The sequence below is a fragment of the Ruegeria sp. HKCCD7303 genome, assembly GCF_013111185.1.
In the GTDB taxonomy this organism is placed as follows: Bacteria; Pseudomonadota; Alphaproteobacteria; order Rhodobacterales; family Rhodobacteraceae; genus Ruegeria.
On record NZ_WVRE01000001.1, the window covers coordinates 282,606 to 308,845 of the forward strand.

Annotated in this window: 20 protein-coding genes; 11 read left to right on the forward strand and 9 right to left on the reverse strand. The window is 54.3% G+C overall.

Annotated elements, in window-relative coordinates; translation table 11 throughout:
* Nucleotides 1-44 precede the first annotated feature (44 nt).
* The 5 genes from GS630_RS01220 to GS630_RS01240 all read right to left on the reverse strand — a co-directional run bounded on the left by GS630_RS01220 (nucleotide 45) and on the right by GS630_RS01240 (nucleotide 7,454).
* Nucleotides 45-1,349: a UDP-glucose/GDP-mannose dehydrogenase family protein gene (locus GS630_RS01220; protein WP_171620904.1), complete on the reverse strand. Its 1,305-nt coding sequence runs from the start codon at nucleotides 1,347-1,349 to the stop codon at nucleotides 45-47.
* A gap of 581 nt (nucleotides 1,350-1,930) precedes the next feature.
* On the reverse strand, nucleotides 1,931-3,001 hold the full coding sequence (locus tag GS630_RS01225; protein WP_171235860.1) for a DUF2793 domain-containing protein: 1,071 nt from the start codon (nucleotides 2,999-3,001) through the stop codon (nucleotides 1,931-1,933).
* Between the two features lie 165 nt (nucleotides 3,002-3,166).
* Nucleotides 3,167-4,606 (reverse strand): mannose-1-phosphate guanylyltransferase/mannose-6-phosphate isomerase, encoded by a 1,440-nt coding sequence (locus tag GS630_RS01230; protein ID WP_171620872.1) that lies wholly within the window; start codon nucleotides 4,604-4,606, stop codon nucleotides 3,167-3,169.
* Nucleotides 4,607-4,675: 69 nt separating this feature from the next.
* Entirely contained in the window at nucleotides 4,676-5,569 is an 894-nt protein-coding gene (gene galU / locus GS630_RS01235; RefSeq protein WP_171620873.1) for a UTP--glucose-1-phosphate uridylyltransferase GalU, read from the reverse strand.
* 682 nt (nucleotides 5,570-6,251) lie between these two features.
* On the reverse strand, nucleotides 6,252-7,454 hold the full coding sequence (locus GS630_RS01240; RefSeq protein WP_253285911.1) for a lytic murein transglycosylase: 1,203 nt from the start codon (nucleotides 7,452-7,454) through the stop codon (nucleotides 6,252-6,254).
* A gap of 207 nt (nucleotides 7,455-7,661) precedes the next feature.
* On the opposite strand from GS630_RS01240, the gene GS630_RS01245 reads away from it, so the two are divergent.
* From GS630_RS01245 to GS630_RS01270, 6 genes are read left to right on the forward strand one after another with little or no spacing between them, the layout of a single operon-like run.
* Entirely contained in the window at nucleotides 7,662-8,621 is a 960-nt protein-coding gene (locus GS630_RS01245; RefSeq protein ID WP_171235864.1) for a cytochrome ubiquinol oxidase subunit II, read from the forward strand.
* The gene (locus tag GS630_RS01250; protein WP_171620875.1) at nucleotides 8,618-10,708 is read left to right on the forward strand and encodes a cbb3-type cytochrome c oxidase subunit I; all 2,091 of its coding nucleotides are present in this window, start codon (nucleotides 8,618-8,620) and stop codon (nucleotides 10,706-10,708) included. The genes GS630_RS01245 and GS630_RS01250 overlap by 4 nt, the downstream gene beginning before the upstream one ends.
* Nucleotides 10,705-11,337: a cytochrome c oxidase subunit 3 gene (locus GS630_RS01255; protein ID WP_171235866.1), complete on the forward strand. Its 633-nt coding sequence runs from the start codon at nucleotides 10,705-10,707 to the stop codon at nucleotides 11,335-11,337. Before GS630_RS01250 ends, GS630_RS01255 begins: the two co-directional genes overlap by 4 nt.
* Nucleotides 11,330-11,656, forward strand: coding sequence for a cytochrome o ubiquinol/quinol oxidase subunit IV (locus GS630_RS01260; RefSeq protein ID WP_245223157.1), 327 nt, complete (start codon nucleotides 11,330-11,332; stop codon nucleotides 11,654-11,656). Before GS630_RS01255 ends, GS630_RS01260 begins: the two co-directional genes overlap by 8 nt.
* 28 nt (nucleotides 11,657-11,684) lie before the next feature.
* Complete coding sequence (locus tag GS630_RS01265; RefSeq protein ID WP_171235867.1) at nucleotides 11,685-12,668, forward strand: HlyD family secretion protein; 984 nt, start codon at nucleotides 11,685-11,687, stop codon at nucleotides 12,666-12,668.
* Nucleotides 12,665-14,188 (forward strand): DHA2 family efflux MFS transporter permease subunit, encoded by a 1,524-nt coding sequence (locus tag GS630_RS01270; protein WP_171711816.1) that lies wholly within the window; start codon nucleotides 12,665-12,667, stop codon nucleotides 14,186-14,188. Before GS630_RS01265 ends, GS630_RS01270 begins: the two co-directional genes overlap by 4 nt.
* Before the next feature lie 92 nt (nucleotides 14,189-14,280).
* Here GS630_RS01270 and GS630_RS01275 read toward each other — a convergent pair whose 3' ends face one another.
* Genes GS630_RS01275 through GS630_RS01290 form a run of 4 tightly spaced genes read right to left on the reverse strand, consistent with a single transcriptional unit; the run spans nucleotide 14,281 to nucleotide 18,185 of the window.
* Nucleotides 14,281-14,937, reverse strand: a complete 657-nt coding sequence (locus tag GS630_RS01275) for an ABC-type transport auxiliary lipoprotein family protein (RefSeq protein ID WP_171620877.1) — start codon at nucleotides 14,935-14,937, stop codon at nucleotides 14,281-14,283.
* Complete coding sequence (locus GS630_RS01280; RefSeq protein WP_171620878.1) at nucleotides 14,934-16,250, reverse strand: MlaD family protein; 1,317 nt, start codon at nucleotides 16,248-16,250, stop codon at nucleotides 14,934-14,936. Before GS630_RS01280 ends, GS630_RS01275 begins: the two co-directional genes overlap by 4 nt.
* A gap of 5 nt (nucleotides 16,251-16,255) precedes the next feature.
* Nucleotides 16,256-17,071, reverse strand: a complete 816-nt coding sequence (locus GS630_RS01285; RefSeq protein ID WP_171620879.1) for an ABC transporter ATP-binding protein — start codon at nucleotides 17,069-17,071, stop codon at nucleotides 16,256-16,258.
* A gap of 1 nt (nucleotide 17,072) precedes the next feature.
* On the reverse strand, nucleotides 17,073-18,185 hold the full coding sequence (locus GS630_RS01290; protein ID WP_253285912.1) for an MlaE family lipid ABC transporter permease subunit: 1,113 nt from the start codon (nucleotides 18,183-18,185) through the stop codon (nucleotides 17,073-17,075).
* Nucleotides 18,186-18,418: 233 nt separating this feature from the next.
* Between GS630_RS01290 and GS630_RS01295 the strand changes: the two genes are divergently transcribed.
* The 5 genes from GS630_RS01295 (at nucleotide 18,419) to GS630_RS01315 (ending at nucleotide 26,176) form a co-directional block, all read left to right on the forward strand.
* Entirely contained in the window at nucleotides 18,419-19,951 is a 1,533-nt protein-coding gene (locus tag GS630_RS01295) for an alkaline phosphatase family protein (RefSeq protein ID WP_171620881.1), read from the forward strand.
* Nucleotides 19,952-20,173: 222 nt separating this feature from the next.
* Nucleotides 20,174-21,859: an aspartate-alanine antiporter gene (gene aspT, locus GS630_RS01300; protein WP_171620882.1), complete on the forward strand. Its 1,686-nt coding sequence runs from the start codon at nucleotides 20,174-20,176 to the stop codon at nucleotides 21,857-21,859.
* Between the two features lie 18 nt (nucleotides 21,860-21,877).
* Nucleotides 21,878-23,500, forward strand: coding sequence for a bifunctional aspartate transaminase/aspartate 4-decarboxylase (locus GS630_RS01305; RefSeq protein WP_171620883.1), 1,623 nt, complete (start codon nucleotides 21,878-21,880; stop codon nucleotides 23,498-23,500).
* 109 nt (nucleotides 23,501-23,609) lie between these two features.
* Entirely contained in the window at nucleotides 23,610-25,475 is a 1,866-nt protein-coding gene (locus GS630_RS01310; RefSeq protein WP_371732319.1) for a PAS-domain containing protein, read from the forward strand.
* Complete coding sequence (locus GS630_RS01315) at nucleotides 25,475-26,176, forward strand: response regulator transcription factor (RefSeq protein WP_171235876.1); 702 nt, start codon at nucleotides 25,475-25,477, stop codon at nucleotides 26,174-26,176. The genes GS630_RS01310 and GS630_RS01315 overlap by 1 nt, the downstream gene beginning before the upstream one ends.
* The last annotated feature ends 64 nt before the right edge of the window (nucleotides 26,177-26,240 follow it).

The following is a 26,240-nucleotide window of genomic DNA, read 5'->3' on the forward strand; positions in this document are numbered from 1 at the left end:
TGGAAGGGGCGTCGCAAAAAGTTCTACAACAAGATCGGGTAAGCTCAGCGCCCGACCCCGACATAGGTTTCGAAACCTGCCTTCAGGGTTTTGCTTTCTGAGTAGATATTTCGCAGATCCACCATTCTGGGGGTGCTCATGGCCGCCGCCAAATCGCTAAGGTTCAAAGCCCTGAATTCGTTCCATTCGGTCAGCAGAACCAGCACATCCGCCCCTTTGGCTGCCGCATAAGGATCATCGCACCAGTCAACACCAGGCAACAAGGCTTCACCCTCAGATTTGCCTTGTGGATCTACGACGCGTACTTTTGCTCCTCCGCCGATCAGGGCAGGGACAATGGACAATGACGGCGCGTCGCGCATGTCATCCGTGTTGGGTTTGAACGTGACACCGAGAACTGCAATGGTTTTGCCGTTGAAGCGATCATCACAAGCTTCGCGGATCTTCTCGATCATGCGCTTTTTGATTTCGTCATTCACGCGAATGACGGTTTCCGTAATCTGCATCGGATGCGCGTGGTCCTGACCGATCCTGGCCAGCGCGGCAGTGTCCTTCGGAAAACACGACCCGCCATAGCCGGGTCCGGCATGCAGGAACTTGTTGCCGATCCGCCCGTCCAGGCCCATGCCTCGGGATACCTCTTTGACATCTGCGCCAACTTTTTCGCACAGGCCCGCGATTTCGTTGATAAAGGTGATCTTGGTCGCCAAGAACGCGTTTGCGGCATATTTGATCATCTCAGCACTTTCCAGATCGGTTGTCAGGATCGGAAAATCTCGTAGGTAGAGAGGGCGGTAGATTTCGGCCATCACTTCGGCGGCGCGGTCGTTTTCAACGCCCACGACAACGCGGTCGGGGCGCATAAAATCGTCAATTGCGGCACCTTCGCGCAGGAATTCTGGGTTGGACGCGACATCAAAATCCGCCTTTGGGTTGGCTGCGGCAACCACCTCTTGTACCTGTCTGTTGGTGCCAACGGGTACGGTCGATTTTGTGACGATCACCGTATAGCCAGTGACGGCATTTGCGATTTCTTCCGCGGCGGCCATGACATAGGTCAGGTCTGCATGGCCATCACCGCGCCGGGTTGGTGTGCCCACCGCAATGAAGACGGCATCTGCTCCATCCACCGCATCTGCCAGATTAGTGGTAAAACTCAGTCGACCAGCAGCCACGTTTTTGGCCATCAAAACATCCAGACCCGGCTCGTAAATCGGAACCCGTCCGGCTTTGAGCATGTCGATCTTTTGGTTTGCCTTGTCGACGCAAATCACATCGTGACCGAAATCCGAAAAGCACACGCCGGACACAAGGCCAACGTAACCGGTTCCGATCATCGCAATACGCATCATTTAATCCTTTTTTACCAATACCTGCCGACAATGTGTGAACAATCGAAGAAATGGACGCCAAATTCAATGGTTCAAAGAGGCCGTAGGCCGTTTCCAATAGAGTCTTGATGTTTTGGAAGCAACAAGGGCATTGAATTAATTGCGGTTTGCGTCAAAGGCAAAGATGCTTTTGGTCACTGATATCCCGGCCTGACAGCGCCTATCTCATCGAGTTCACATCGAATAAGGAATATTTGTTTCATAGGATTAGACGTGCCGCTAAGGCTTCCCATGCCCAAGATCTTAGCCACAAATGCGCCTGGCCCAACAAAGGTCAGCATGTTGCTGCCGGAGCCTTCAAAAGCTGTGAAACCCTTGGTTTTGGTGCGAACCTTCGGCAATCGGGGCACGGTCCCGGAAAGCGGTCGCTTTCGAACCAATAAGGCCAAAAGCGATGCTTTGTTGAACTGAAGCGTTTTAGGTAAATTACAGGGCCGTTGAAATGGCCTTCGTGAACTCCCACGTGATTTCCGGAACAGACCAACCTAGACCAATTCGAAAAACAGCCGCCCGATACAAGGGGCGGGCGGCCGATTCTGTCAGTACCAACGCCCGACCGCGATTACGGTCGCAGACAGTGCCGAGGAATCTGAAAGGACCGACAGCACCTTGCAGTTAACCTGTGTTGTGTCGGGTGTATCCAAACCGATAAACCGATCAACAGCGCCTCCGCTTCCACTCACACAGGGTGTCGCAGCAAAGGCGATGGGAAAATCCCAGGTCAGTGCTGAACTGGCGAACAGAGCACCTTCAGTATTGGTGCAATCAACCGCGGGCAGTGTGAACGTGCAGATCTGGGTCCCATCGGCGAACCGAACGTACTCTCCGTTTGCGTTATGGCCACGTTCGATGACGGCTCCGGTAGGTGTGCCAGTGTTCTCAGAAACCGAGCCCAAAAGGTTACCGGGGCCGTAACCGAAATCTGCTCGCATAAGGCGGCCAGCGGTGGTGTCGGACGCGTCACTTTGGACGGCTGCACCTGTGGCTGCTCCGGTGTTGGGATCAAAGCTCAACGCATCTGTCCAGCTCGCACCGTCGGGGGACACCTTGATGGAAAACCCAGTGCTGCCGGACAGACCCATTTCGGCATGACCTGTCCAGTTCGACTGAAACAGAAGTGATGCAGTATCACCAGAGCTGGCCTTGTTAATTTTTAGCTGATGCCCACTGCCCTCGTGGGTCAGCAAGGTGGCGGGGCTTCGCACTGTGAGGCGGTTTGTTGTGTCCGAAGGTGCCGATACGCCGACGCCATCCAGATTTTGCATGTTAACGGGCACAGGGGCCCAGGCTGTGCCATCCCAAAGTTGAAATTCGCCAGTGCTTTCGTCCCAGGCGCGCCAACCTGAAGACGGGGTCACGAAATGCCACGCATTGTCCAACCAGGCGGCAAGGTCCCCGGCGTGCCCCACCCAGTCACCTGTTGGTGAGGCCCCAACCGCATGAACCTCGCCCTGTTCGGGAACCACTGGCGGTGTATTTGCGTTCGTTGAGCGGACCGTTAATTGCACGATCAGATCAAGTCTTCGCAGAGCCTCGTTGTGAGTGACGTGTTTTTGCGCCTGTGATGGTTGCAGAAAGGGAAGGTTCAGTCGGGGTGAGGTTTGTGACACGAGGGTCCTCCTGTAGCTGTCGGCCCGAAACATCGGTTGCGCGCTACACTGCCGCGAAGCGCGTCAATCCTATGTGACCGGGCCGACCGCCCGGAAAACCTGTTGTTTACTATTGATCGTCAAGCCAGGAGAGCCCAGCCAGATTAGATCAGGAGCTTTCGCCAATTACTCGCGGGAATAAATGTCTTCGTAGCGAATGATGTCGTCTTCACCCAGATAAGCGCCCGTCTGCACTTCGATCAGGACCATAGGAACTTTACCTGGGTTTTCCATCCGATGTGTGGCGCCCAATGGGATGTAGACGGATTGGTTTTCACTCACCAGTTGCTCTTTGTCGTCGATGGTGACTTTGGCGGTGCCCTTGACCACAATCCAATGCTCGGATCGATGGTGATGGGACTGAAGGCTCAACGCGGCACCCGGATGGACGTGGATCCGCTTGACCTGAAACCTGTCACCGACCACCAGGCTTTCGAACCATCCCCACGGGCGGTGATCTACCGGCAGCGTCTCTGCCTGTTTCGCCCCTTTTTCCTTCAACGCGGTTACGGCTTGTTTTACATCCTGTGCCTTGTCCATACTGGCAACAAGAACCGCATCGGGCATCGCAACCGCTATAACGTTCTCAAGCCCCATCGCCACCACTTCTTGTGTGGGCGATTCTGATCGTATCAGAACGTTTCGGCATTCGATCGCGGTGACGTCACCATTTGTCACCACGCCATCTTCATTCACATCCGACAGTTCTTGTACAGCGGTCCAGCTTCCGACATCAGACCATCCGGCGGAGAATGGGACCACACTCAGATTTTCCGCTTTCTCCATGACTGCATAGTCGATTGAGATGTCTGCGCTTTCGGCCCAAGCGGCAGGGTCTAACCTCAGGAAGCCCAAGTCGGTTTTTGCCTCGGCAACGGCTTTTTGCACAGGTGCGATCAAACTTCCTGCATGTTGTTGGAATGCTGCCACGATGTCGCGCACCGCAAACAGAAAAATACCCGAATTCCACAAATAGCTGCCGTCTTCCAACATCGACTGTGCGGTGTCAGCGTCCGGTTTTTCGACAAAACAATCCAGCGGAACCGCGGGTTCACTCGAATCCGGTGCGTGACTGAGTTTGAGGTACCCGTACCCCGTTTCTGGACGTGTGGGCGTAATGCCAAACGTCACCAGATCACCACGTTCGCTGACGGCGCGCGCGCCTTCGGCGACCGCCTTGTGGAACGCGGTCTTGTCTGGAATCACATGATCTGACGGAGCCACAAGCATGATCGCGTCCGGGTTGCGGGATGCAAGATAGAGGGCAGCAGCCAGAATAGCAGGGGCTGTGTTGCGCCCTTCTGGTTCAATCAGAATTGGTCCGGGGTCAATGCCAACTTCGGCCAGTTGTTCCGGGACGATAAAGCGGAAGGCCTCATTCGTCAGAACCAGCGGCTTTGCATATGGCGCTTCTGATGGCCCAAGCATGCGTTCTGCGCAATCTTGTAGAAGTGTGGTTTCTCCCACCAACGGAACAAACTGCTTGGGATAACTCTTGCGCGACAGAGGCCATAAACGTGTCCCTGATCCTCCGCAAAGAATGACAGGATGAACTGTAATCGTCACTGCGTTTGCCTTTGAACTGGTAACCACTGACTGTACTTCATTAATCGTACTCGGTGAAATGGCTTTTAACTACTGGGCTGCTTTTCCGGTGGCGACAATATCATTCAGGTATTGACTCAGGTCATCGCGCAAATCGGCACGGGCAAGCGCAAAAGCTACCGTGGCTTGCAAAAAGCCCGATTTTGAACCGCAATCAAAGCGCTGACCGTCAAATTTGTAACCAAATACAGGGACCCCATCTGCAATGTCCTCGGCTATGGCGTCAGTCAACTGGATTTCGCCGCCACTTCCGGTCTTCATCGCATTCAGGTTGTTCAGCACAGATGGGCGCAGAACGTAGCGGCCTATAACTGCCAGGTTAGAGGGGGCTTCGTTTGGCTCGGGTTTTTCGACCATACCTCTGGCCGGGATGACAGGACCGATGCTGTCGCCAACATCCAAAACCCCGTAAGAGCTGGTTTTTTCCGGCGAAACATCCATAGCCGCGACCATGTTGCCACCGGTTTCCTCGTAGGCTTCAATCATTTGTTGAAGGCACGGCTTGTCTGCAGCGATTACATCGTCAGGCAGCATGACGGCAAAGGGTTCATCCCCAATCAGGCGGCGGGCGCACCAAACGGCGTGTCCAAGACCCAAGGCCTTGTGCTGGCGAATATAGGCAATCGCGCCGCTTTCCATGTTCGTCTTGTCCAGGATTTCAAGCAACTTGTCTTTTTTCTTGGCCCTAAGTTCCTGCTCCAACACCAGGTTGTGGTCGAAATAGTCTTCGAGCGCAGATTTGCCGCGCGAGGTAACAAAAATAAACTCCTTAATGCCTGCCGCACGTGCTTCGTCGATTGCGTACTGCACCAATGGGCGATCCACCAAAGTCATGATCTCTTTTGGGACCGACTTGGTTGCAGGCAAAAACCGCGTTCCCATTCCTGCAACTGGAAAAATCGCTTTGGTGACCTTGCGTGTCATGATGCCTCTCAATTTCAATATTCAGCCGAAAAAACGGATTTAATCCGACATGCTCTCATAGGCTGCGTAACCCGATCAATCAATGATACCCGATGGCCTGGTTGGCAATTGGTCAAATCGTGCCACCTTGTCCGGCGGCTGTCAAAAGCAGGATCTGCAATCTTGGCTGCGTACCCGCATGATGGTTGAAGCCTTTTACAGGATTATAACAGTGATCCGGATTCGCATTCTGTGAAGTGGTTACGGTTGAAATTCAGCCGGTCCATGCCCGAGTTTGGGTTATCTGGCAACAGTTGGGCATCTCTTCAGTCATCTGAAAAAGCTAGGCTCACTGGGGTGTATCTTACTCAAAAATATATGCTTTTTTGTGAACGTTTTCCAGTTTGTTAGTGCGGTGATAAAAACTGTGTGAGCCACATCTTTCCGACGCATCCGGGGATGATGAAAAGAGGTCAAGACAAATCAAGGGTAGGGTTTTGAGACTGTTCTTGAGGAAAAGTGTTTTTTAAGGAGCGGACGCCTGTTCCCACACTTCTGTTCTGAAATCAGCAACAATTCACTCAAAAGACCTCCAATGGACGTGACCCGGGTATGAAACCTGTGCGCGCTGGGGTTTCGCGGGCTGACCGGCGTGGCAGGTTTGGTGTTAGCCCAAGCGACAACTCAAGATTTGAGAACACCCTCAGGGGGTCAGTTGTGCCTTCATCGCAGGTTCCGGAAAGCAAGTTGGCGCAAAGCCTGAAGTCATTTGCCACCGGCCAATCGAGCGGCGTGTTTTGAAGCCCGGCAAACCATCGGCACCGCCAACGTCATGGCCCATTTTCTCGAGGGTCCGCTGCATTGCGGCGATGTCAGAACGGTACAGCCCACCGACCGGACCCCATTGCCCGACAAAATCGTCGACACCGAATTGAATGCGGTCTCCAACATGGCCAACGAACAGAGCGTAAAGATCGCTTTTGTTGTATTCTTTGAGCACATAGAAATTTGGTGTAACCAGAAAGGCCGGTCCATGGCGTCCAGCTGGCATCATCAGATAGCCGAGGCCGTCACGCTCATGGTCCGGAAAGGGCCTGCCTGAAATCCGGCGTATCCCCATTTTTTCCCATTCGTGAATGGGTCGGCCCTGATCGGGCCCTTCCAAAGCGCAGGACACATTCGCGGGAACGGAAACTTCGAAACCCCAGTCTCGACCGCTTAGCCATCCATGTTGGTCCAAATAATGGCCGATGGACGCAATTGTGTCAGCGGGCGATCCCCAGATGTCAGCCCGGCCGTCCCCGTCGCCGTCTCTTGCATAGGTCAAATAATTGGATGGCATGAATTGTGGCTGACCCAATGCACCCGCCCAGCTACTTTTCATGTCTTGGGCAGGTAAATAACCAGCCTCGGCTATTTGAAGGGCCGCAATCAACTCGTTTGTAAAATACTCGGCACGCGTGCTCATGAACGCTTTGGTCGATAGAACGCGAAACGCGTCGTGGCGGATGGGGACCTGTCCGTACCCGCTCTCTCTGCCCCAGATTGCCAGGATTACGCGGCCGGGCACACCGGTTTCGCGCTCGACCGAGGCAAGGATTGCGGAATGCTGTTTTGCCATCTTGCGCCCAACCGAGGTGGCACCCTGAACGGATCCTGAGTTGAAGTACCGCCCAGGCGAGCCGAATTCGGCCTGTTTCTGATTTTTCGGTGTCTTGGCCTTTTGTCCGGGCGGGACCAGATCTGGCAGTTTCCAGTTCAGGGTCACGCCAGAAAACGCCTGTTGCATCGTATCCCGTGAAACCCCTTTGGAACGCGCTTTTGGCCAGACCACCTCTTGCAACCAGGTTTGGAATTGACGTTCAACTTCAGCGCGATCCTGAGCCAGCGCAGCTTGCGAAGTCAAAATAAGACCTATGATTGCAAGTATTTTGTGTATCAAAACCAAGTTGCGTCCCTGTTTTGGCCGGGGCTCGACTGATGCGGTTTTCCATTGATGCCCAAGGTTGAATGAAAGTCTTACCTGGCAATCTGCAGTATGGAAAGGTCTTGAGAAAACTTTCGCATTTGCTGATAGTTGGGTGGAATCTGGATCACGAGAGGGTTGTGTGTTATGGCCGCAGGCAGATTGTCCACCCTATCCTCGCTCGTGGTGGCTGCCGTGTTCATTTTGGCTGTAACTGCGCAAATGGCTGTTGCCAGCGACAGTTTTTTGGATCCGCAAGGTCCGATTGCAGCCATTCAGAAAACTCATCTGTTACGGGCGACCGCCCTGATCATGGTGGCGGTCATACCCGTCCTCGTTCTGGTCCCCTGGATCGCATTTCGATACCGGCGTCGAAGGGGTGGAACCGCTGCCTATAGGCCGGACTGGGATTTTTCAGCCAAACTGGAAATTATCATGTGGGGCGTGCCTGTTTTGATCGTAGCGCTCCTGTCTTTCTATCTTTGGAAGGCGACGCACCGGCTCGACCCGTATTCAGCAAGTTTTGGTGAGGAGCCGGCCGTGCAGGTTCAGGTGGTTGGTCTGGATTGGAAGTGGTTGTTTCTCTATCCCGATCTGGGCATTGCCAGCGTCGGCGAGTTTGGAATCCCAACCAAACGACAGGTGGCCATGACATTAACCACCGATACTGTGATGCAGTCTTTCATGATCCCCGCTCTGGCCGGTCAGATTTACGCGATGCCGGGCATGACAACGCAATTGCATCTGGTCGCGGATACTCCAGAGGTCATGCAGGGCGAAAACACACAGTATAACGGACGTGGGTTCACAAAACAGAAGTTCCGCACTGTTGCGATGGAGCAAGATGCCTTTGATAACTGGGTCGACAAAGTGCGCACCGGCGGCATCCCGCTGAATGCGGCCACCTATCAGACGCTTGCGATGCGAACCGACAGGGATGAGGTTCAAGCAGCTTTGGGGACAGCACAGATGCCTGATGATGCACTGTATTTCACGCTGGAAGAGGATGTGTTCCAAAGCATTCTGCACCGGTATCACACCGGCGAGGGCTTGCCTGCCGATCAACAACCGGGCACGGCATCCTTCGGGCAGGAGGCGCAAAAATGACGTCAACCGAAACTGGCTTTTTGGGCCGCCTCAGTTGGGATGCGCTTCCGATTGCCGGGTTGCTTCAAGACCCCAGTGCCAATGAGATCGTGGCAAATGCGGCTGCGGGAGTCGTGATCGTTGGCGTTATTGCCGTGGTGGGACTACTCAGCTGGTTTCGGCTGTGGACACCGCTGTGGCGCGATTGGCTGACCAGCGTCGATCACAAGAAGATAGGCATCATGTATGTCGTCTTTGCCATCGTAATGCTTGCGCGCGGCGTGTTGGAAGGCGTTGTCATGCGCGCTCAGCAAGCCGCGGGGCCGGGTGATGGATTTCTCGAGGCCGAACACTTTGCCGAGCTTTTCAGCACCCACGGCACGATCATGATTTTCTTTGTTGCCGTGCCCTTCGTCTTTGGTATCGCCAATTATGTTGTGCCGCTGATGATCGGGGCGCGAGATGTCGCGTTTCCCCGATTGAACCAGATCAGTTTGGGTCTGACTGTGTCCGCTGGCATGATGTTGATGGTCTCATTGGTGGTGGGGAGATTCTCAACGGGCGGCTGGACAGCTTACCCGCCATATACGGGCGCCGCGTTTAATCCGGGAGTGGGACCGGATTATTGGATATGGGCCATCGTTGTATCGGGTATTGGGACCACGCTCACAGGCATCAACTTTGCCGTAACGATCTACAAAATGCGCGCGCCGGGAATGACCTTCATGCGGCTGCCGATGTATTGCTGGACGATTATCTGCAGTTCGATCCTGATCGTTTTTGCGATGCCGCCCCTGGGTGTTGCCGCGCTGATGCTGGCCGCAGACCGCTATCTGGATTTCCACTTTTTCACCAACGACCTCGGCGGCAACATGATGAACTACGCCAACCTGTTCTGGCTGTTCGGTCACCCCGAGGTCTATCTGCTGGTTCTGCCTGCCTATGGTATCTATTCCGAGGTGTTCGCGACGTTCTCGGCCAAGCGGCTCTATGGCTACAACTCGCTTGTCATAGCGACGATGTCGATTGCGGTGCTTTCCTTCACGGTCTGGCTGCATCACTTTTTCACCATGGGTCAAAGCGCATTGATCAACGCCGTCTTTGGTATCGCAACCATGCTCATCGCCATTCCTACGGGTGTAAAAGTCTATGACTGGATGGCAACCTTGTGGCGTGGGCGCATCCGATTTTCAGTGCCCATGCTGTATGGGCTGGCATTTCTGATGCTGTTTGTGATTGGTGGCCTTAGCGGAGTGATCCTGGCCAATCCAACGGTCGACTATCAGGTGCACAACACGCTATTTCTGGTAGCGCATTTCCACAACGTGCTGTTGCCGGGTGTGCTGTTTGGTCTGTTGGCAGCTTATAACTATTGGTTTCCCAAGGCGTTTGGTTTCCGCCTGAACGAATTTTGGGGGCGCGCTACGGTCGCTCTTTGGACCATAGGGTTTTTGTTGACCTTCATGCCGCTCTATTTCGTCGGGCTGATGGGGATGCCGCGTCGTTCCTTCAGTTACGACGATCCGTCCTTTCATCCTTTCATGATTGTCGCCATCATCGGGGCATTGGTGATTACGTGCGCCTTGTTTTCGGTTCTCATCCAATTGTGGGTCAGTATCCGGGATCGCGAAAAGACCCGTGTTCCGGTGGGGGATCCATGGGATGGCCGTACATTGGAGTGGTCGATTCCATCGCCACCGCCGCCGTACAATTTTGCAATCATCCCACAGGTAAAGGATCGTGATGACTTCGCTGCCGCCAAAGAACGAGGCATCGCGTATCCAACGCCGGACGCATATGAAGATATCGAATTGCCGCGCAATACCGGTATCGGCTTTATCCTCTGTGTATTCAGCGGAGTCTGGATGTTTGCTTTGGTGTGGTGGATCTGGTGGTTGGCGGCCTTGATGACTGTGCTGATGATCCTGGCCGTGATCATCTGGACCTTTGACGACAGTACCGAATTCACCATCGCTGCTGAAGAAGTGCGCAGAGATCATGAAGCCTGGTTGTCTCTAGTTCACAGTGAAAGGGCTGTGGATCGTGACTACGAAACCTCCCCAGAAAACCGCGGCCTCGCCCGCCCAGATCTGGAGGCAGTCACATGAAACGCGCGCCAACGCATAGTTATCCGGGCATCAACCTTGGGGAACGCCACGCGAGTGCCGACAAGGCGACAGAGGTTGTCACCTTTGGTTTCTGGGTCTTCCTGATGAGCGATCTGGTCTATTTCGGCCTGATGTTTGCAATCTATATCACAATGATTGATGCGCAGGCAGGTGGACCCGGTCCGCACGAACTGTTCGATCTGAAAAGTGTCTTTGCTCAAACCCTGATCTTGTTGACCAGCAGCCTGACTGTCGGTCTTGCCATGCTGGCCTTAAAGTACAACTTGCCGCGCGGGCGCATCATTCTTTGGTTTGGGGTTACGCTTTTGTTGGGACTCAGCTTTCTGGTTCTTGAACTGCGTGACTTCATGGCCATGGCGGAAAAAGGCGGTGTTCCACAACGCAGCGGCTTCCTATCGGCATTCTTCGGTCTGGTCCCGCTGCATGGTTTGCACGTTGCGGCGGGATGTCTGTGGCTGATCGTTCTGGGCATTCAATTGCGCGCGAAAGGAATGACAGACCTGATTATCTCACGCGTGGTGCGTCTGGCGTTGTTCTGGCACTTCCTTGACCTGATCTGGATCGGAATAATCACCATCGTTTATTTCGGAGGTCTGACCTATGGATAAGCGCTCTGAAATGCACCGTCGTGAGCGGCGACGTTATGTGATCGGATATGGCGGGTCGCTGTTGCTTACACTGGCCATGTTTGGCGTGGCGCATCTATTCGGGATCGAAACCACTGGCGTGTATCTGACAATTGGATTGCTTGGTCTGGCACAGCTTGTTTTGCAGCTAGTTTATTTCCTGCATATCGACCGTCGTCGCAGCAGCCGGGAAGACCTGCACCTTGTGCTGTTTTCCACGATGGTTTTGTTGATTATGATTCTGGGTACGGTTTGGGTGTTGGGCAACCTGGCGATCCGAATGCATATGCATGTGATGTAATAGGCAGCGCACAACAAAGGTAAACGGCATGAGACCTCTCAAAACCATAGCCATTGCTGTTATGTTGGCAGTAATCGGTGTGGGTTTGCTGTTGTTTTGGCGGCACGAGGAACGGTACCCATCCACCCAGGATGCTTATATCGGCGCCAACATCATTTATGTGGCAGCCCAGGTGACCGGGCAAGTGGCGGAAGTCCAGATTTCCGATAACCAATCGGTTAAGAATGGCGATCTCCTGTTCACTATTGACGATACGCAGTTCAAAGCCTCCGTCGACGCGGCCAAAGCTGATCTGGACAGTGCCATTCAACAGGCCAAGTCGTACTCGACACAAATTACGGCCGCTGAAGCGTCCGTTCAAAGCGCCCAATCTGCTTATGACACTGCAAATAAGAGCCTAGAGCGCGCGAAAGCCCTGTTTGCTGCAGGTGATGTCGCGCAGGCCTCATTGGACCAGACGACATCAGAATTCGCGCAGGCCTCGGCACGGCTGACGACCAGCCAATCCAGCTTGTTGGCGCTGCAAAGCGGGTTGGAAGCAAAACAGGACGACATCCTGTCATCTCAGGCGCAGCTTGAGATCGCCGAAACAAACCTGGCTTGGACCAAGGTCTATGCGGTCGCAGATGGCTGGATCGCCAATCTGACGTTGCGCCCCGGATCTTCGGTCTCTGCCAACGCGCCTCAATTCTCGATTGTTGAGTCCTCGGATTGGTGGGTAGACGCTAATTTCAAGGAAACGTCGTTGCCTCGTATCCGGCCCGGGCAGCCTGTGACAGTTCACGTCGACATGCTGCCGGGGGTGAAGCTTACCGGCAAGGTGGCCTCAATCGGACGCGGTTCAGGAGACACATTCTCTTTGCTGCCGTCCGAGAATGCCAGTGGAAACTGGGTCAAGGTCACACGGCGTTTTCCGGTTCGTATCGCACTTGATCCGACCGATGCTCCGTTGCGGGTCGGCGGCAGCAGCAAAGTTGTCGTGGACACAACGGGCCCGGCGGACGGAAAATGACTTCGGCGGCGTCCGGCCCTGTCAACCGGGTGATCGTGGTTGCTGTTGTTCTCAGCGCCATATTGGAAGTGCTGGACAGCACGATTGTCAACGTTGCCTTGCCGCATATTCAGGCCGCGTTTGGGGCGACAACCGACCAAGCGACATGGATTCTGACCAGCTATATCGTATCGGCGGTTGTCATAATGCCACTGACTGGCTTTGTGGCCCGCCGTGTTGGTCGGCGACGTTTGATCCTTACAGCAGTGAGCGGCTTTGCAGTTATGTCGATGATGTGCGGCTTGTCTTGGAGCTTGGAAGTTATTGTTGCCTTTCGGCTGGCCCAGGGCATGTTTGGCGCTTTCCTGATCCCATTATCGCAATCGATCCTGTTCGACGCCTTCCCCAGAGAAGAGCGTGGGAAGGCGATGGCGGTTTTCGGCTTGGGGGTCGTAGTGGCACCCGTTCTTGGGCCGACGGTTGGTGCGATCCTGACCGAGTATTTCTCGTGGCGGATGGTGTTTTTCGTCAACTTGCCTGTGGCCGCCCTTGCCCTTTTGTTGCTGGCCGGGGAATTGCCCGAAGACAAGACCGAGGATGTACAGATCGACTGGAAAGGTCTGGCCTTGTTGGCACTTGGCATCGGGTGTCTGCAATTTGTCCTGGATCAGGGCGAAACCATGGATTGGATGTCGTCTCGTGTCATTCAAGTGGCTGTGGTCGCGTCGGTGCTGGGCGCGATCGGGTTTATTGTTCACGCATTGACCGCGCGTAACGCGGTTGTGGATCTGCGTTTGTTTGCGGACCGCAATTTTGCCCTGTGCAATCTGGTCATCGCCGGATTTGCGGTCTCATTGTTTGGCGGTATTGCGGTTCTGCCAACGCTCGTACAAAACCTTCTGGATTTTCCCGTTATCGCTTCAGGCCACCTTTTTATTCCGCGCGGTTTGACAGCAGGATTGTCGATGGTTCTGACCGGCGCCGTACTGGTTCATCGTTTCGATCCACGCTTATTGGCGGGCGCCGGATTGTTGCTGACTGCGATTGGGAACTTCATGATGGGTGCCATCAACCTCAATGCCGGGTTTTGGGAGCTGGCGTGGCCCGGAGCCATCAGTGGGTTAGGGATGGGTTTGGTCTTTGTGCCTATGTCTATTCTGGCGTTTGAAAGTATCAGCCAAAACCGACAAGACGAAGCCTCTGGCCTGTTCAACGTCACTCGCCAGTTGGGCTCATCGGTTGGCATCTCTCTGGTCGGCACATGGATCGTACGTGGACTTCAGACCAACACGGCGGTCCTAAGCCAGAATGTGACGCCCTATAATCCTGCGGCGCAAGCTTACCTGAAGCCGCTTGGCTTGACACCAGACAGCCCACAGGGCGCTGCGATCCTGGGTCAGGAAATCGCGAAGCAGGCAGAACTGATCTCTTACCTGACCGTTTTCAACAATCTTGGCCTGCTGGCCCTGGCGACAATTCCGCTATTGTTTTTCTGTCGTGCGCCAAAGCCGGGAACCCAGACGGCTGTCCACGTGCATTGATCCACGGAAACTTCAATAAATACCTTTTCCCCGACTGTACCAGATCGGGAACAAGGTTTCCCCACGATTTCAAGTGAAGTGACAGTCACAGATCAGTTAGGGTTTGACCTTGGGTTATTCACCACATGTGTGTTGATCCTGCGAATGCTCCATTCGACCGCATCTCGCATCGCGCGGCCCAAGGCCTTGTCAAAGGCTTCGATCAGATCAGGTGTTTGTTCACTAGCGGCCACGACATTTTCCTGGAACGAGCTGGATGCAATAATCTTGTCTTCGTACTCATCAATGACCTTAATATTCATACGCACTTCAATACGGACCGATTTACTGGTCTCTGTTTCTTGGACCACAATGCCCTGAAATTCACGCAGGTCAGGTGCAATCACATAGTCTGCGCGCAGGCCAACGGTAGATCGACCAACCGCCGCAACTTTTCCCGAATTCTCGTAGCTTTCCACCAACAGCGTTTGAACGATCAAAGGAGCACGATCTACCCAACGCGCGCGCGGAAGGTACTGCACCTGCAAGGGCGTCGGCTGAATAGCGATCTGATCTGTGTTCACTGCCGCAGTTGCTGTTGGTTCCTCGACAACGATCTGCTTTTGAATTCGGGGCAGTGCGGACGAAAACGTGCTTTTGGGCGTCAATAAATAAAGGTCGTTGGGCTTGGCCGCCTGTTGCAACGTACCTAGGCCAGCGCAGCCGCCGATCAGGGCAAATGCCAGCAATGCGAGAACAGGCTTGATCATTGGCGGAACTCCGATGCTTGAGTGCCCAACAGGAATCGTGCGGGATCCCGTTCAATCTTATCCACCAGTCGGTCGAGACTGATAACAAGTCGTTGGGATTCTTCGATGAAGCGGATAAATTGCGGAAGGCCGACGCGCAGGAAATCCGAAACTTGGCGACGATTGTTCTGAACGATGCCGTCGATGGTGCCCAGCAGTTCAGACGCAGAATTCGATGCGCTTAGAACGTCGTCCGAGATTTGATCGATCTTTTCGGTCACGTTCGAGACCGTCTCGGTCACTTGATTAGCCGCTTTGCGGATGTCAGCAGCCACAGGCGCGACTTCTTCTTCCATCACCCGATTGGCTGAGTTGAACGCCGTCTCTGCCGAAGACAGCGCCCCCTTCGCCGTGTCCATCGCCGACGTAATCGACCCCAATGTCGTATTGGCGTTCAGAACGGTTTCGTTGACAATTTCCAAGGTGACGCTGCCTTCGTCCGACAACAACGTCAAACGTTCAGCCAGTTGCGCGCCGCGTTCAATGAAAGGTCGAATGTCCTCTTGCAGGATCTGGTCCGCCGTTTGGATCGTAGTTTTTGCTTCGTCCAACGCGGCCTTGGCGGATTCTGATGCGGTTTTGACCGAGTCCAGCGTATCCGTTCCTGTCTCAAGCGTTGTCTGAGCTGTTTCGATCAATGGATCCAGACGCTTAGAGAATTCGCCAATGTCCTTGGCGGCATTACCAATATCGCTGGCGACAGACTCAAAGCTTGTCAAAGTGTTGTCCAACCGTCCTGTAGCCGACGCAAGATTGTCTAGTATACCGCTCACGGCTTCCCTGTTCTTGTCGTCAACGACCTTGTTGAGGCTTTCCAAAAGTGTGACGGCCTCATCCAACACTTTCGGTGCGCCTTCAAACAGTGACTGGATTGTGCTGCGTTTGCTTTTGATCACGCTGTTTTGTGCCAGTCGTTGTGCGCTCGCCGACCCACCGGTCAACTCGACATAGCCAACCCCGGTCACACCTAGGGACTGCAACTGGGCAATCGTTTCCTCGGTGATTGGAATATCTGCATCCACTTCGATGCGAACTCTGACTTTCGAGGGGTCGTCTTCATCCAAATTCAACGAAATAACCTGGCCAACAGGAAGGCCGTTGAAGCTCACACCTCCCGCAGCAGAAAGCCCCGAGACATTGTCGAATAAGACGTCGTAATAAGCGTATTGGCGTGTGACCTCAAATTTCGCAAGCCAAAGGAAAAAACCAAACGCGCCCAGAAGCCCTGCAAGGGTAAACGCGCCGATCAGGATATAATTCGCTCGGGTTTCCATTGCCTCTACCTGTCCTGGCCCTTTTGTTGTGCTGCGCGGGCGCGGGGGCCTGTGAAGTATTCCTGCACCCAAGGATGATCGACCTTGGTCATGTCTTCTATCGGACCTTCGACCAGTACGCGCTGTTCTGCAAGCACAGCAATCCGGTCGCAGATGGCATAAAGGCTATCCAGATCATGGGTGACCATGAACACTGTCAACCCAAGAGCCTGCTGCAATTCGCCAATCAACTCATCATAAGCCGCCGCGCCAATAGGGTCCAATCCGGCGGTCGGTTCATCCAGAAACACGATTTCGGGGTCCAAGGCCAATGCCCGGGCCAGCGCCGCGCGCTTGCGCATACCGCCGGAAAGCTCGGACGGAAACTTGCCGCAACTCAGCTGAGGCAACCCAACCAGGCTGATCTTCAGCGCGCCCAGCGACTCCATCAGCTTTTCGCTCAGACCCGTGTGCTCGCGCAGCGGGGCCATTACGTTTTGCAGGACGGTCAAAGACGAAAACAGAGCGCCGTCCTGGAATGCCACACCCCAATGGCGTTCGATGCTGCGCCGATCTTCCTCGGGGCCGTTCAAGACATCGACACCCAGAACTTCGATGCTGCCCGCCGCCGGCGTGTTCAGCCCTACAATTGTTCTGAGCAATACCGATTTACCAGTGCCGGACCCGCCGACAATTCCCAGAACTTCGCCGCGCCAGACATCGAGGTCCAGATTATCATGCACCACCTGCGATCCGAACTGGTTTCTAAGGCCGCGCACACGGATCACAGCGTCACGTTGTGACGCCGTTGAACTCGTTGCCTCTTGTATTCTGCTGTTCATGTCAGATTCCGACCTCTGAGAAGAAAATCGAAAACAGGGCGTCAATTACTATGACCATGAAGATGGATTGCACAACCGAAGCGGTTGTACGCTGACCCACGCTTTGTGCAGATCCTCTGACCTGCATGGCCTGCCAGCAGGAGATTACTCCAATAACCAACGCAAAAAAGGGCGCTTTGATCAGACCAACGGCCAGTTGCCAGACATCCGTATTCTCCTTCAATCGCGTCAGAAACATGCCGGGGCTTACGCCCAGATCAATCCAGCTCATCAAGGCGCCACCGAATAAACCCGCTATGTCCGAGATAAACCCCAGAATGGGCAACATGATCAAAAGGGCGAGGACACGGGGAATTACCAGCACTTCAATCGGGTCCAGCCCCAAGGTTCGCATGGCATCAATCTCTTCCTGCACTTTCATCGAACCGATCGAGGCAGTGAACGCCGAGCCTGAGCGACCCGCAACAATGATCGCGGTCAACAAAATCCCAAGCTCTCGTAAGACCGAGATTGAGATCAACTCCACTACAAATATCTCTGCGCCAAACTGCTTGAGCTGCGTCGCGCCTTGAAAAGCCAAAACAACACCGATCAGAAACCCCATCAGAGCCACGATGGGAAGGGCTTTGACACCGGTTTCCTCCATATGCGTGACGAGGGCCGCCTTACGCAGCCGCCATGGCATGACCATGGTGCGGAACAGCCGGTGTAGCGTAAGTCCCAAAAATTCAAGGATTGAAAGCGTGTCCTTCCAAGCCCCGAAGGTGCCGCGACCCACATCTGCCACCCAATCCATGAAACTGCGGGGATCTTCGAGCTTGCCGGGTTTGCCCGGGATCGAGCGGGTTACGGTATCAATAAGCGTCGCATGTGCAGGCTTTGCCCCCAGAATTTCCACTGCCCCACCGTTCGAGGTGAAACGCTTACCAAGATCCGCGATCAACCATGCACCTCCGGTGTCGAGGGCCTCGATCTGGGACAAATCAAAAACGACCTTGTCAGCCGAGGGTTGTATAGCTGCAAAATCATGCTCCACTGATGCCAAAGATTGCGTGAGCAATTCACCCGAAATACGGACATGAGTGCCTTCGGTGTCGCGCTCGGATGAGATCATTGGCTTCGTCATAAAGCCATGTGAAGTAAAACGCTCTGAGCCTTCAAGTCTTTGTTCTGAAAGATCGGGTTTTTGCGGTGCAGGATGGCCCTCGCGTCACGCCTTGTTTGGTGCGGCCAGGTTTTCGGGCTCGGGTGTACAAGAAAGTGTTGGCTACTTATTTAATCAGTTGCTTGAGCCCAGGATGCGAGACACAGTCCGCGTGGGAGTCGAGGTTGAAGCGGAGTGTTCAGATGTCTCAGGCCAAAAACGTCTTGTTCATCATCATTGATCAACTTCGGGCTGATTGCCTGAGCGGCGCTTTGGCAGATTATGTGGATCTTCCGAATTTGCGGGCATTCATGCAAGAGGCTGTGACCTTTACGCGGCATTACTCGGTCACCAACCCCTGTGGGCCTTCGCGGGCTTCGCTTTTGACCGGGCAATATGCGATGAACCACCGTTCGGTGCGAAATGGAACGCCACTGCGTCACGATACCCCCAATATCGCCACGGAAATGCGCAAAGCGGGATACATGCCGTTGCTGTTCGGCTATACGGATACATCTGCCGATCCGCGTGTCCATGACGCCAATGATCCGGTACTCAAATCATATGAGCAGTCCATGACCGGGTTTCTTGAGGTGGTCGAAATGCGCCTTGAAGAGTCATATCCCTGGCAAGCACATCTGATGAAAAAGGGATATGAGTTCGATCAGTACTGGGATGTTTACAAACCCACCTCGAAAGACGGTCAGACCCCCAAATTGAACGACCCGGCGCTCTATCGGGCCGAAGACAGTGACACGGCGTTTCTGACGGATGCGTTTCTTGAAGGCATCGCGCCTCATTGTGGCGAGGGTTGGTTTGCTCATTTGACCTATATCCGCCCACATCCGCCTCTGGTCGCACCCGCGCCGTACAACGACATGTACAATCCGGCAGAAATCCCTCTGCCACAACGGTTGCACAGCACGGAAGCCGAGAAGGACCTGCACCCGTTCTTTGGGCCAACACAGAATTCCTATACAGCCAAAGACTTTGTGCACGGCTTTGATGAAGTCGAGCCGACGGACGAGAACATTCGCACTCTGCGCGCTGTCTATCTTGGTCTGGCAACAGAGGTCGATCACCATATCGGTCGTGTGGTGAAACACCTCAAGGACAGCGGGCAATATGACGACACGATGCTTGTGATCACAGCTGATCATGGCGAAATGTTGGGGGATCGCCACAGCTGGGGTAAGATGACCGTCTATGACGCAGCCTATCATACTCCTTTGATGATCCGTTTGCCCGGGAACAATGATCAGGCGGGTGCACGAGTCAGTGTTCCAACTGAATCGGTCGATGTCGCGCCAACGATCCTGCGCTGGATTGGGCAACCGGCTCCGAACGCGATGGATGGTCGATCCTTGATGCCGCTGTTGCGCGATGAAGTTCCAGAGGACTGGCGCAGCTATTCGTTCAGCGAGCTGGATTTCTCGGAACCTGAAAACCCGACTCTGTGGCAACAGCAACTTGAAACGGGCAACAGCGACTCGTGCCTGGGAATTCTGCGAGACGAGCGATTTACTCTGATCGAGTTCGCCGCCGACCTGCCGCCGATCCTGTTTGACCATCAGAGCAAAGGCGAATTTGAGAATGTGGCGCACAAGCCTGAACTGGCGCCGGATTTGGCCCGATTAAGCCGTCAGATGCTGCGGCACCGGATGAAGAACATGGACCATACACTTTCGCTGCATTCGATTACATCTGAAGGTGCAAAATCCCGTTCTCGATACTGATCGCCCTGTGTGTGGCTTAGAACTTTCCCTGAAAAATTGTAGACAAATTCATATCTTACGATATCGTTCTTGTGAAATACGCATCGTTTTACGCTCTGACGGCCAGCGGTAATTGAGCTGCGTTTTTTTCGGTTTTGAATTATTTGTCCAGATCGGCTTGTCAGCGATTTCAAAGTTCCAAACACACCTTTGTGCACACAAGGGGTTCCGGGGAGGACAGGAATGGGCGATTGGTTTGTGAATGTGCTGCGCAGCTATCCCGAACTGGCGGTTTTTCTGTCGATAGGGATAGGGTTCTGGATCGGTCCCAAGAAATTTTTTGGTTTCAGCCTCGGGACCGTTACAGCAACTTTGCTTGCGGCTGTGATCATCGGGCAAACGCATATTCAAATCGACTCGGCGGTCAAATCGACCTTTTTCATCATGTTCATCTTCGCAGTTGGATACGGTGTCGGCCCACAGTTTATCCGCGGTCTCAAGGCAGACGGCGCACGAGAGGTGTTGTTCGCACTCAGTGTTTTGGCTTTGTGCCTGATTGTGCCAGTCTTATCTGCCAAAGTCGCAGGGCTGGAACTGGGCTTCGCGGCTGGCTTGTATGCAGGATCACAGACCATTTCTGCCGCAATTGGTGTGGCGACCGACCAGATCAGTCAACTGGGTCTGTCGTCAGAACAGGCGCAGACCTATGCCAATCAGATACCGATTGCCTACGCAGTCACATATATTTACGGCACGATCGGGTCGGCCATCATTCTGGCCAAACTCGGGCCACGTCTGATCGGTGTGAATCTGGTTGTCGCTTGCAAAGAATATGAGGCCAAGCTTGGTGGTAGCGCTTCTGTTGAGACTGGCGAAGGTATCGTTTCGGCCTATCGCATGATCGAAGCTCGGGCGTTCGAAATCCCCGATGACAGCGATTTGCTGGGCCAGCCGGTGAAGGATTTGATGCCTGGTGTGCGTATTTATGCCGAACGGATCAAGCGCGGTGACGCTGTGATCGAGGTTGAAGACAGCACGGTACTTCAGGCGGGCGACCTCGTCATGTTCTCTGGGCGACGCGCGGATTTGGTTGGCCTTTTGGAAGGGCACCTGAAAGAGGCTGATGCCCCTGAATTGCTGAACACGCCGACCGAGAAGCTGGATGTGCTGATCACCAGCAAAGAGGTTCACGGGAAAACTCTGGAAGAACTAAGCAAGCTTTCGCTGGCGCGCGGTGTCTATGTTTCGAAACTAATGCGAAACATGGTCGAACTGCCACTTTTGCCGGGAACTGTTGTGCATCGCGGCGATATCTTGACGGTTCTTGGATCAAAGCGTCATGTAGAGGCCGCCATTGCCCGGGTTGGGTATGCCGACCGCCCGGTCGAGACAACAGACTTGGCTTTTGTCGGCTGGGGAATATTCGTTGGTGGTCTGGTCGGAACACTGGCAATTACCATGGGTGGTTTCCCAATTAGCCTATCCACAACAGGCGGGGCCCTTTTGGCCGGCTTATTACTGGGCTGGTTGCGAACTGTGCATCCGACATTCGGGCGTATTCCCGGCCCGTCTTTGTGGTTGATGAACACCCTTGGCCTAAACGTTTTCATAGCTGTGATTGGCATAAGCGCCGGTCCCGGTTTTGTGGCGGGCCTGCAACAGGCCGGCGTTGCGCTGCTGCTTTGGGGAATAGTCGCCACCTCTCTGCCGATGATCTTCTCGGTTTACGTTGGCCACTATGTGTTCAAGTTTCACCCGGCCATTCTGTTTGGCGCCTGCGCTGGCGCGAGAACAACAACCGCTGCGCTTGGGATGATCCAGGAGGCCGCGCAAAGTCGAATACCCGCGCTGGGGTATGGGATGCCCTATGCGATTGGGAACACTTTGTTGACGATCTTTGGCATGGTTGTTGTTTTGATCCTTAGTTGATTTGGAAAGGTATGTGTTATGGACCGTCTGAAACTGCACGATTACGAAGCGCTCAGCCCTTTTCAGATCAAAGATGAGCTGATCAAACTAGCCTCGGATGAGGCCAGAAAATCCAACAGCGCGTTTCTGAATGCGGGACGAGGAAATCCCAACTGGATCGCAACCCGTCCGCGTGAAGCGTTCTTTGCACTCGGTCAGTTTGCCGTCACCGAAGCCAAACGCGTCATGGATCATCCGGCGGGTCTGGGTGGCATGCCAGCCGTCAAGGGATGCCATGACAGGCTTCTGAAATGGGCTGAGGTCAATGCGGACATGCCCGGCACGGACACTTTGCTTACCGTTGTCAAACACGCCATTTTTGCGTTTGATTTCAATGCAGATGCGTTTGTTCACGAACTGACGGACTCGATTATTGGCGACAATTACCCGGTGCCGGACCGTATTCTGCATCACAATCAGATCATAGCGCACGAATACTTGATGTGGGCCATGTGTTCTGGTCGACAGCCGGATGCGCGATTTGATCTGTTTGCAGTCGAGGGCGGCACGGCGGCGATGTGTTACATCTTCAAGTCGCTCAAAGCCAACCGATTACTGAACCCAGGTGATACGATTGCGTTGTGTACTCCGATCTTCACGCCGTATCTCGAGATGCCTGAACTTGAGGATTACAGCCTCGAATCCGTGCATGTGGAAACGGACGAAGAAGACGCGTTCCAGCTGACCGATGCAGCGGTCGAGACGTTGAAAGACCCCAAAGTAAAAGCCTTCTTTCTGGTCAATCCGGGCAATCCTTCGTCAGTTGCGCTGAACAAGGCATCTTTGGAGAAGCTGGCAGATGTGGTCGAGAACCATCGCCCCGATCTCATCGTTCTGACAGATGATGTCTATGGAACCTTCGTGCATGATTTCACATCGGTCATGGGGTACATGCCGCGCAACACGATCGGCGTGTATTCGTATTCGAAGTATTTCGGCTGCACCGGCTGGCGTTTGGGTGTCATCGCAGTGGCGCAGGACAATATCTTTGACCTCAAACTGGCTGAGCACAGTGAACAGATCAAACAGGCGCTGGACAAGCGCTATGGCACGCTCAGCCTGACACCGCGTGAGATCAGGTTCATAGACCGTCTGGTTGCAGACAGCCGGGATGTTGCCCTGAACCACACCGCTGGTCTTTCCTTGCCGCAACAGGTCATGATGACCCTGTTTTCGCTTGTTGAACTTGTAGACACCAAGAAAGACTATCAAACGGCTTGTATGGAGCTTGTGCATCGACGGTTCAAATTGTTGACCGAGGCGATGGGGATCGAAGTCAATGCAGGTGAAAACTACGATGCCTATTACGGGATTATCGATTTCGAGTATTGGTTGCGAAAATATGTCGGTGAGGATGTTGTTGCGTGGATCAAGAAGAACGTGCACCCGCTTGATATCGCGTTCAAACTGGCCGAAGATCACGGGATTGTTCTATTGAACGGCAGCGGCTTCGATGCGCCGGGTTGGTCTGCGCGCGTGTCTTTTGCCAACCTGCCGGACGAAGCCTATGCCCAGATCGGCCGCGCCGTACGGTCCGTAGCCAGAGGTTATGTCGAAGCTTATCGTGCCGCCAATAAAATGCCGCTGCATGGCGGGTCATAAATTAGCATTGCCGCAAGAATGAAACCCACTATCCGTACCTGTAATCAGGTGCTACGCAGGTGCTGTGGAAAAGGCAAACTTGGACATAACGGAAAAGCGCATAAAGGCGATGACCACGGCAGGGCTGAACCTTATCGGTCAGGCGCTTTCCATTTATGACAGCAAGTTGCAGCTTGTGCTCAGCAATCGCCGGTTTCAGGAAATGTTCGATTTACCGGACGAGTTGGTTCAACCCGGGGCTCCGTTTCGGGATACAATTCATTTCCTCGCCAGCCGTGGAGAATATGGACATGACGAGAGTGTCGAGGACATGGTCAATCTGCGGGTCAAGCAGGCCCTGGCGTTTGAACCGCATTACATGGAGCGGGTGCGGCCCAACGGGCAGGTTGTCTCAATCGAGGGCGCTCCGTTGCCTCAAGGAGGATGGGTCGCGGTCTATACTGACATCACGGGCACGCGGCGCGCCGAAAACCTGTTGCGGGCGCGATCAGAGGAACTGTCGGAACAGTTGCTCGGGCACGCCGAGGAACTATCAGCGACCAACCGCAAGCTTGCAGCCACGATCGCGGCCTTGGAAGAAGCGAAAAGGGAACTGACCGAAATTGAAGCCCGAACGCGCCTTGTGACCGAAATGATGCCTGCGCATATCGCGCATTTGGACAGTGACGGGCTTTATGACTACTCCAACCGACGTCTGAGTGCGGTCATGCCGGGGCGTCCGTCCGATATTCTTGGCCTGCATATTTCCGAGGCGCTGGGTGAGGTCGCTTTTGAGCGCGTGGAAAGCCATTTGCAAAAGGCTTATGATGGCGCGCCTTCAGTTTTTGAGTTTACCGAAGATCAGGATGCTCGTCGCATCCGAGTTTCGTTCACGCCGGATGGGGCAGGGGGTGTCTATGTGATGTCCGTGGACATTACCGAAGAAACGCAGGCACGGGTCGCCTTGCAGCAGACTCGTCGCCGGGCGATGGCAGCCCAGATGACCAGCGGCCTGGCGCATGACTTTTCCAACTTGCTAACGATTATCCTTGGGATGCAGTCCAGATTGGACAAGATGGACCTTCCGGATGAAGCGCAAGAACTGGTTGCAGCCACTCAACAAACAGCGCGTCGGGGTGGGCAGTTGCTGAATCGTATCGCAGATATGACTGGCAACCGTACGCCCCAGCCGCAGGCCACAGACATGCGCGGTTTGTTGGAAGATCTGCGTATTCTGGCCACCCCATCCCTGCCGCGTGGCATGGGGCTTTCTGTTGTGAACACTCTTCCCGATCAGGCACTAGTGTTGGATCCAGGGATGGTCCAGGACGCGTTGCTGAACCTTGTCCTGAACGCGCGAGATGCGTGCGGAAGCACGGGTCAGATCACCATCAGCGCACATGCGATTGGCAAGATATGGGTCGAAATCACAGTGTCCGACACCGGCCCAGGATTTTCGTCCGAGGCGCTGGAGAAGGCATTGAACCCCTTTTTCACGACTAAAGGCAGTGACGGGTCTGGTTTGGGCTTGCCCATGGTTTATGACACGGTGAAACTTGCCGGTGGTGATCTGAACCTCAGAAACACTCCATCCGGCGCATCGGTCGTGTTGCGATTGCCATATCGTTCCGCTCCACCCTCTCAGGATGGCCTTGTGTTGTTGGTGGAAGACAGCGACGAGTTGCGAGGTCAGTTCCGAGACATGCTGGTTGAGCTTGGTTTTTCAGTCATAGAAGCCAATTCGGTGGATGAAGCCCTAACGCTGCTTTCGAATGTAGAGGATATCGCGATGGTGTTGTCCGACATCCGCTTGGAGGGAGGGGGCTCGGGCCTGGATCTTCTGCGGCAAATAGGCTCTGGAGTGCCGTGCATCCTTATGACCTCTCTACCGAATTCTGATCCGCTGTACCAACAGGCGCTTGCGTTGGCGCCGGTGTTGCGTAAACCGTTTTCACAGGCTCAATTGTCCGCACTGATTCAAGCTAAGGCCGCCTGATGACCCAACCTTTGGTGACCATTCTCGATGACGAACCCGAGATACGACGTATCCTGACCGACGTCTTGGAGGATGCCGGGTTCCGAACACAGAGTTTCTCTCGCGCCCGAGAGTTCGAGGCGGCACTGAACCGCGTGACGCCGGATGTCTGTCTTGTGGATCTTTCCCTGCCGGATACCGATGGGTTGGCGCTGGTTCATCGTCTTGCTTTGGAACAGGGTGCTGCGGTGATCATCATATCTGGTCGGGCACAGGTGCAGGATCGCGTGACTGGGCTGGAACTTGGGGCTGATGACTACATAACCAAACCGTTCGATCCGGCGGAAGTGGTGGCCAGGATCCGGGCCAGGTTGCGTAACCCACGCAGTCAGACTTCGCATTCGGACACCGCTATTTTCAACGGCTGGATTGCACATTTTGACCGCTACGTTCTTGAGGATGGCGCCGGTGCCGAAACGCCTTTCAGCCATGCAGAAGGAGAGGTTCTGAGGCTATTCCTCGAAAGCCCCAAGCGTCTTATCAGCAGAGCGCAAATGCAAGAATCGTTGGGCGGTGCAGCAGGAGACAGTTTTGACCGGGCCATGGACGTGCGAATTTCCAGGCTTCGTACCAAACTTGGCGAAGACCCAAAGAATCCTCGCCTTATAAAAACGATTTATGGCGCTGGTTACATCTTTCTGGGCGATGTGAGTTGGAAATAAACGCTGCCCTGGCCTGCTAACAGCTCGACGCTCAACCACATTTTATCAATTGGGGTTAGCGTCG

Bases quoted from the DNA above. Each gene is read 5' to 3' on its own strand.
- GS630_RS01220 (WP_171620904.1), bottom strand. From the start codon at position 1,349: ATGCGTATTGCGATGATCGGAACCGGTTACGTTGGCCTTGTGTCCGGC.
- galU (WP_171620873.1), bottom strand. From the start codon at position 5,569: ATGACACGCAAGGTCACCAAAGCGATTTTTCCAGTTGCAGGAATGGGA.
- GS630_RS01245 (WP_171235864.1), top strand. From the start codon at position 7,662: ATGGCCGCAGGCAGATTGTCCACCCTATCCTCGCTCGTGGTGGCTGCC.
- GS630_RS01250 (WP_171620875.1), top strand. From the start codon at position 8,618: ATGACGTCAACCGAAACTGGCTTTTTGGGCCGCCTCAGTTGGGATGCG.
- GS630_RS01255 (WP_171235866.1), top strand. From the start codon at position 10,705: ATGAAACGCGCGCCAACGCATAGTTATCCGGGCATCAACCTTGGGGAA.
- GS630_RS01260 (WP_245223157.1), top strand. From the start codon at position 11,330: ATGGATAAGCGCTCTGAAATGCACCGTCGTGAGCGGCGACGTTATGTG.
- GS630_RS01265 (WP_171235867.1), top strand. From the start codon at position 11,685: ATGAGACCTCTCAAAACCATAGCCATTGCTGTTATGTTGGCAGTAATC.
- GS630_RS01270 (WP_171711816.1), top strand. From the start codon at position 12,665: ATGACTTCGGCGGCGTCCGGCCCTGTCAACCGGGTGATCGTGGTTGCT.
- GS630_RS01275 (WP_171620877.1), bottom strand. From the start codon at position 14,937: ATGATCAAGCCTGTTCTCGCATTGCTGGCATTTGCCCTGATCGGCGGC.
- GS630_RS01280 (WP_171620878.1), bottom strand. From the start codon at position 16,250: ATGGAAACCCGAGCGAATTATATCCTGATCGGCGCGTTTACCCTTGCA.
- GS630_RS01285 (WP_171620879.1), bottom strand. From the start codon at position 17,071: ATGAACAGCAGAATACAAGAGGCAACGAGTTCAACGGCGTCACAACGT.
- GS630_RS01290 (WP_253285912.1), bottom strand. From the start codon at position 18,185: ATGATCTCATCCGAGCGCGACACCGAAGGCACTCATGTCCGTATTTCG.
- GS630_RS01295 (WP_171620881.1), top strand. From the start codon at position 18,419: ATGTCTCAGGCCAAAAACGTCTTGTTCATCATCATTGATCAACTTCGG.
- aspT (WP_171620882.1), top strand. From the start codon at position 20,174: ATGGGCGATTGGTTTGTGAATGTGCTGCGCAGCTATCCCGAACTGGCG.
- GS630_RS01305 (WP_171620883.1), top strand. From the start codon at position 21,878: ATGGACCGTCTGAAACTGCACGATTACGAAGCGCTCAGCCCTTTTCAG.
- GS630_RS01310 (WP_371732319.1), top strand. From the start codon at position 23,610: ATGACCACGGCAGGGCTGAACCTTATCGGTCAGGCGCTTTCCATTTAT.
- GS630_RS01315 (WP_171235876.1), top strand. From the start codon at position 25,475: ATGACCCAACCTTTGGTGACCATTCTCGATGACGAACCCGAGATACGA.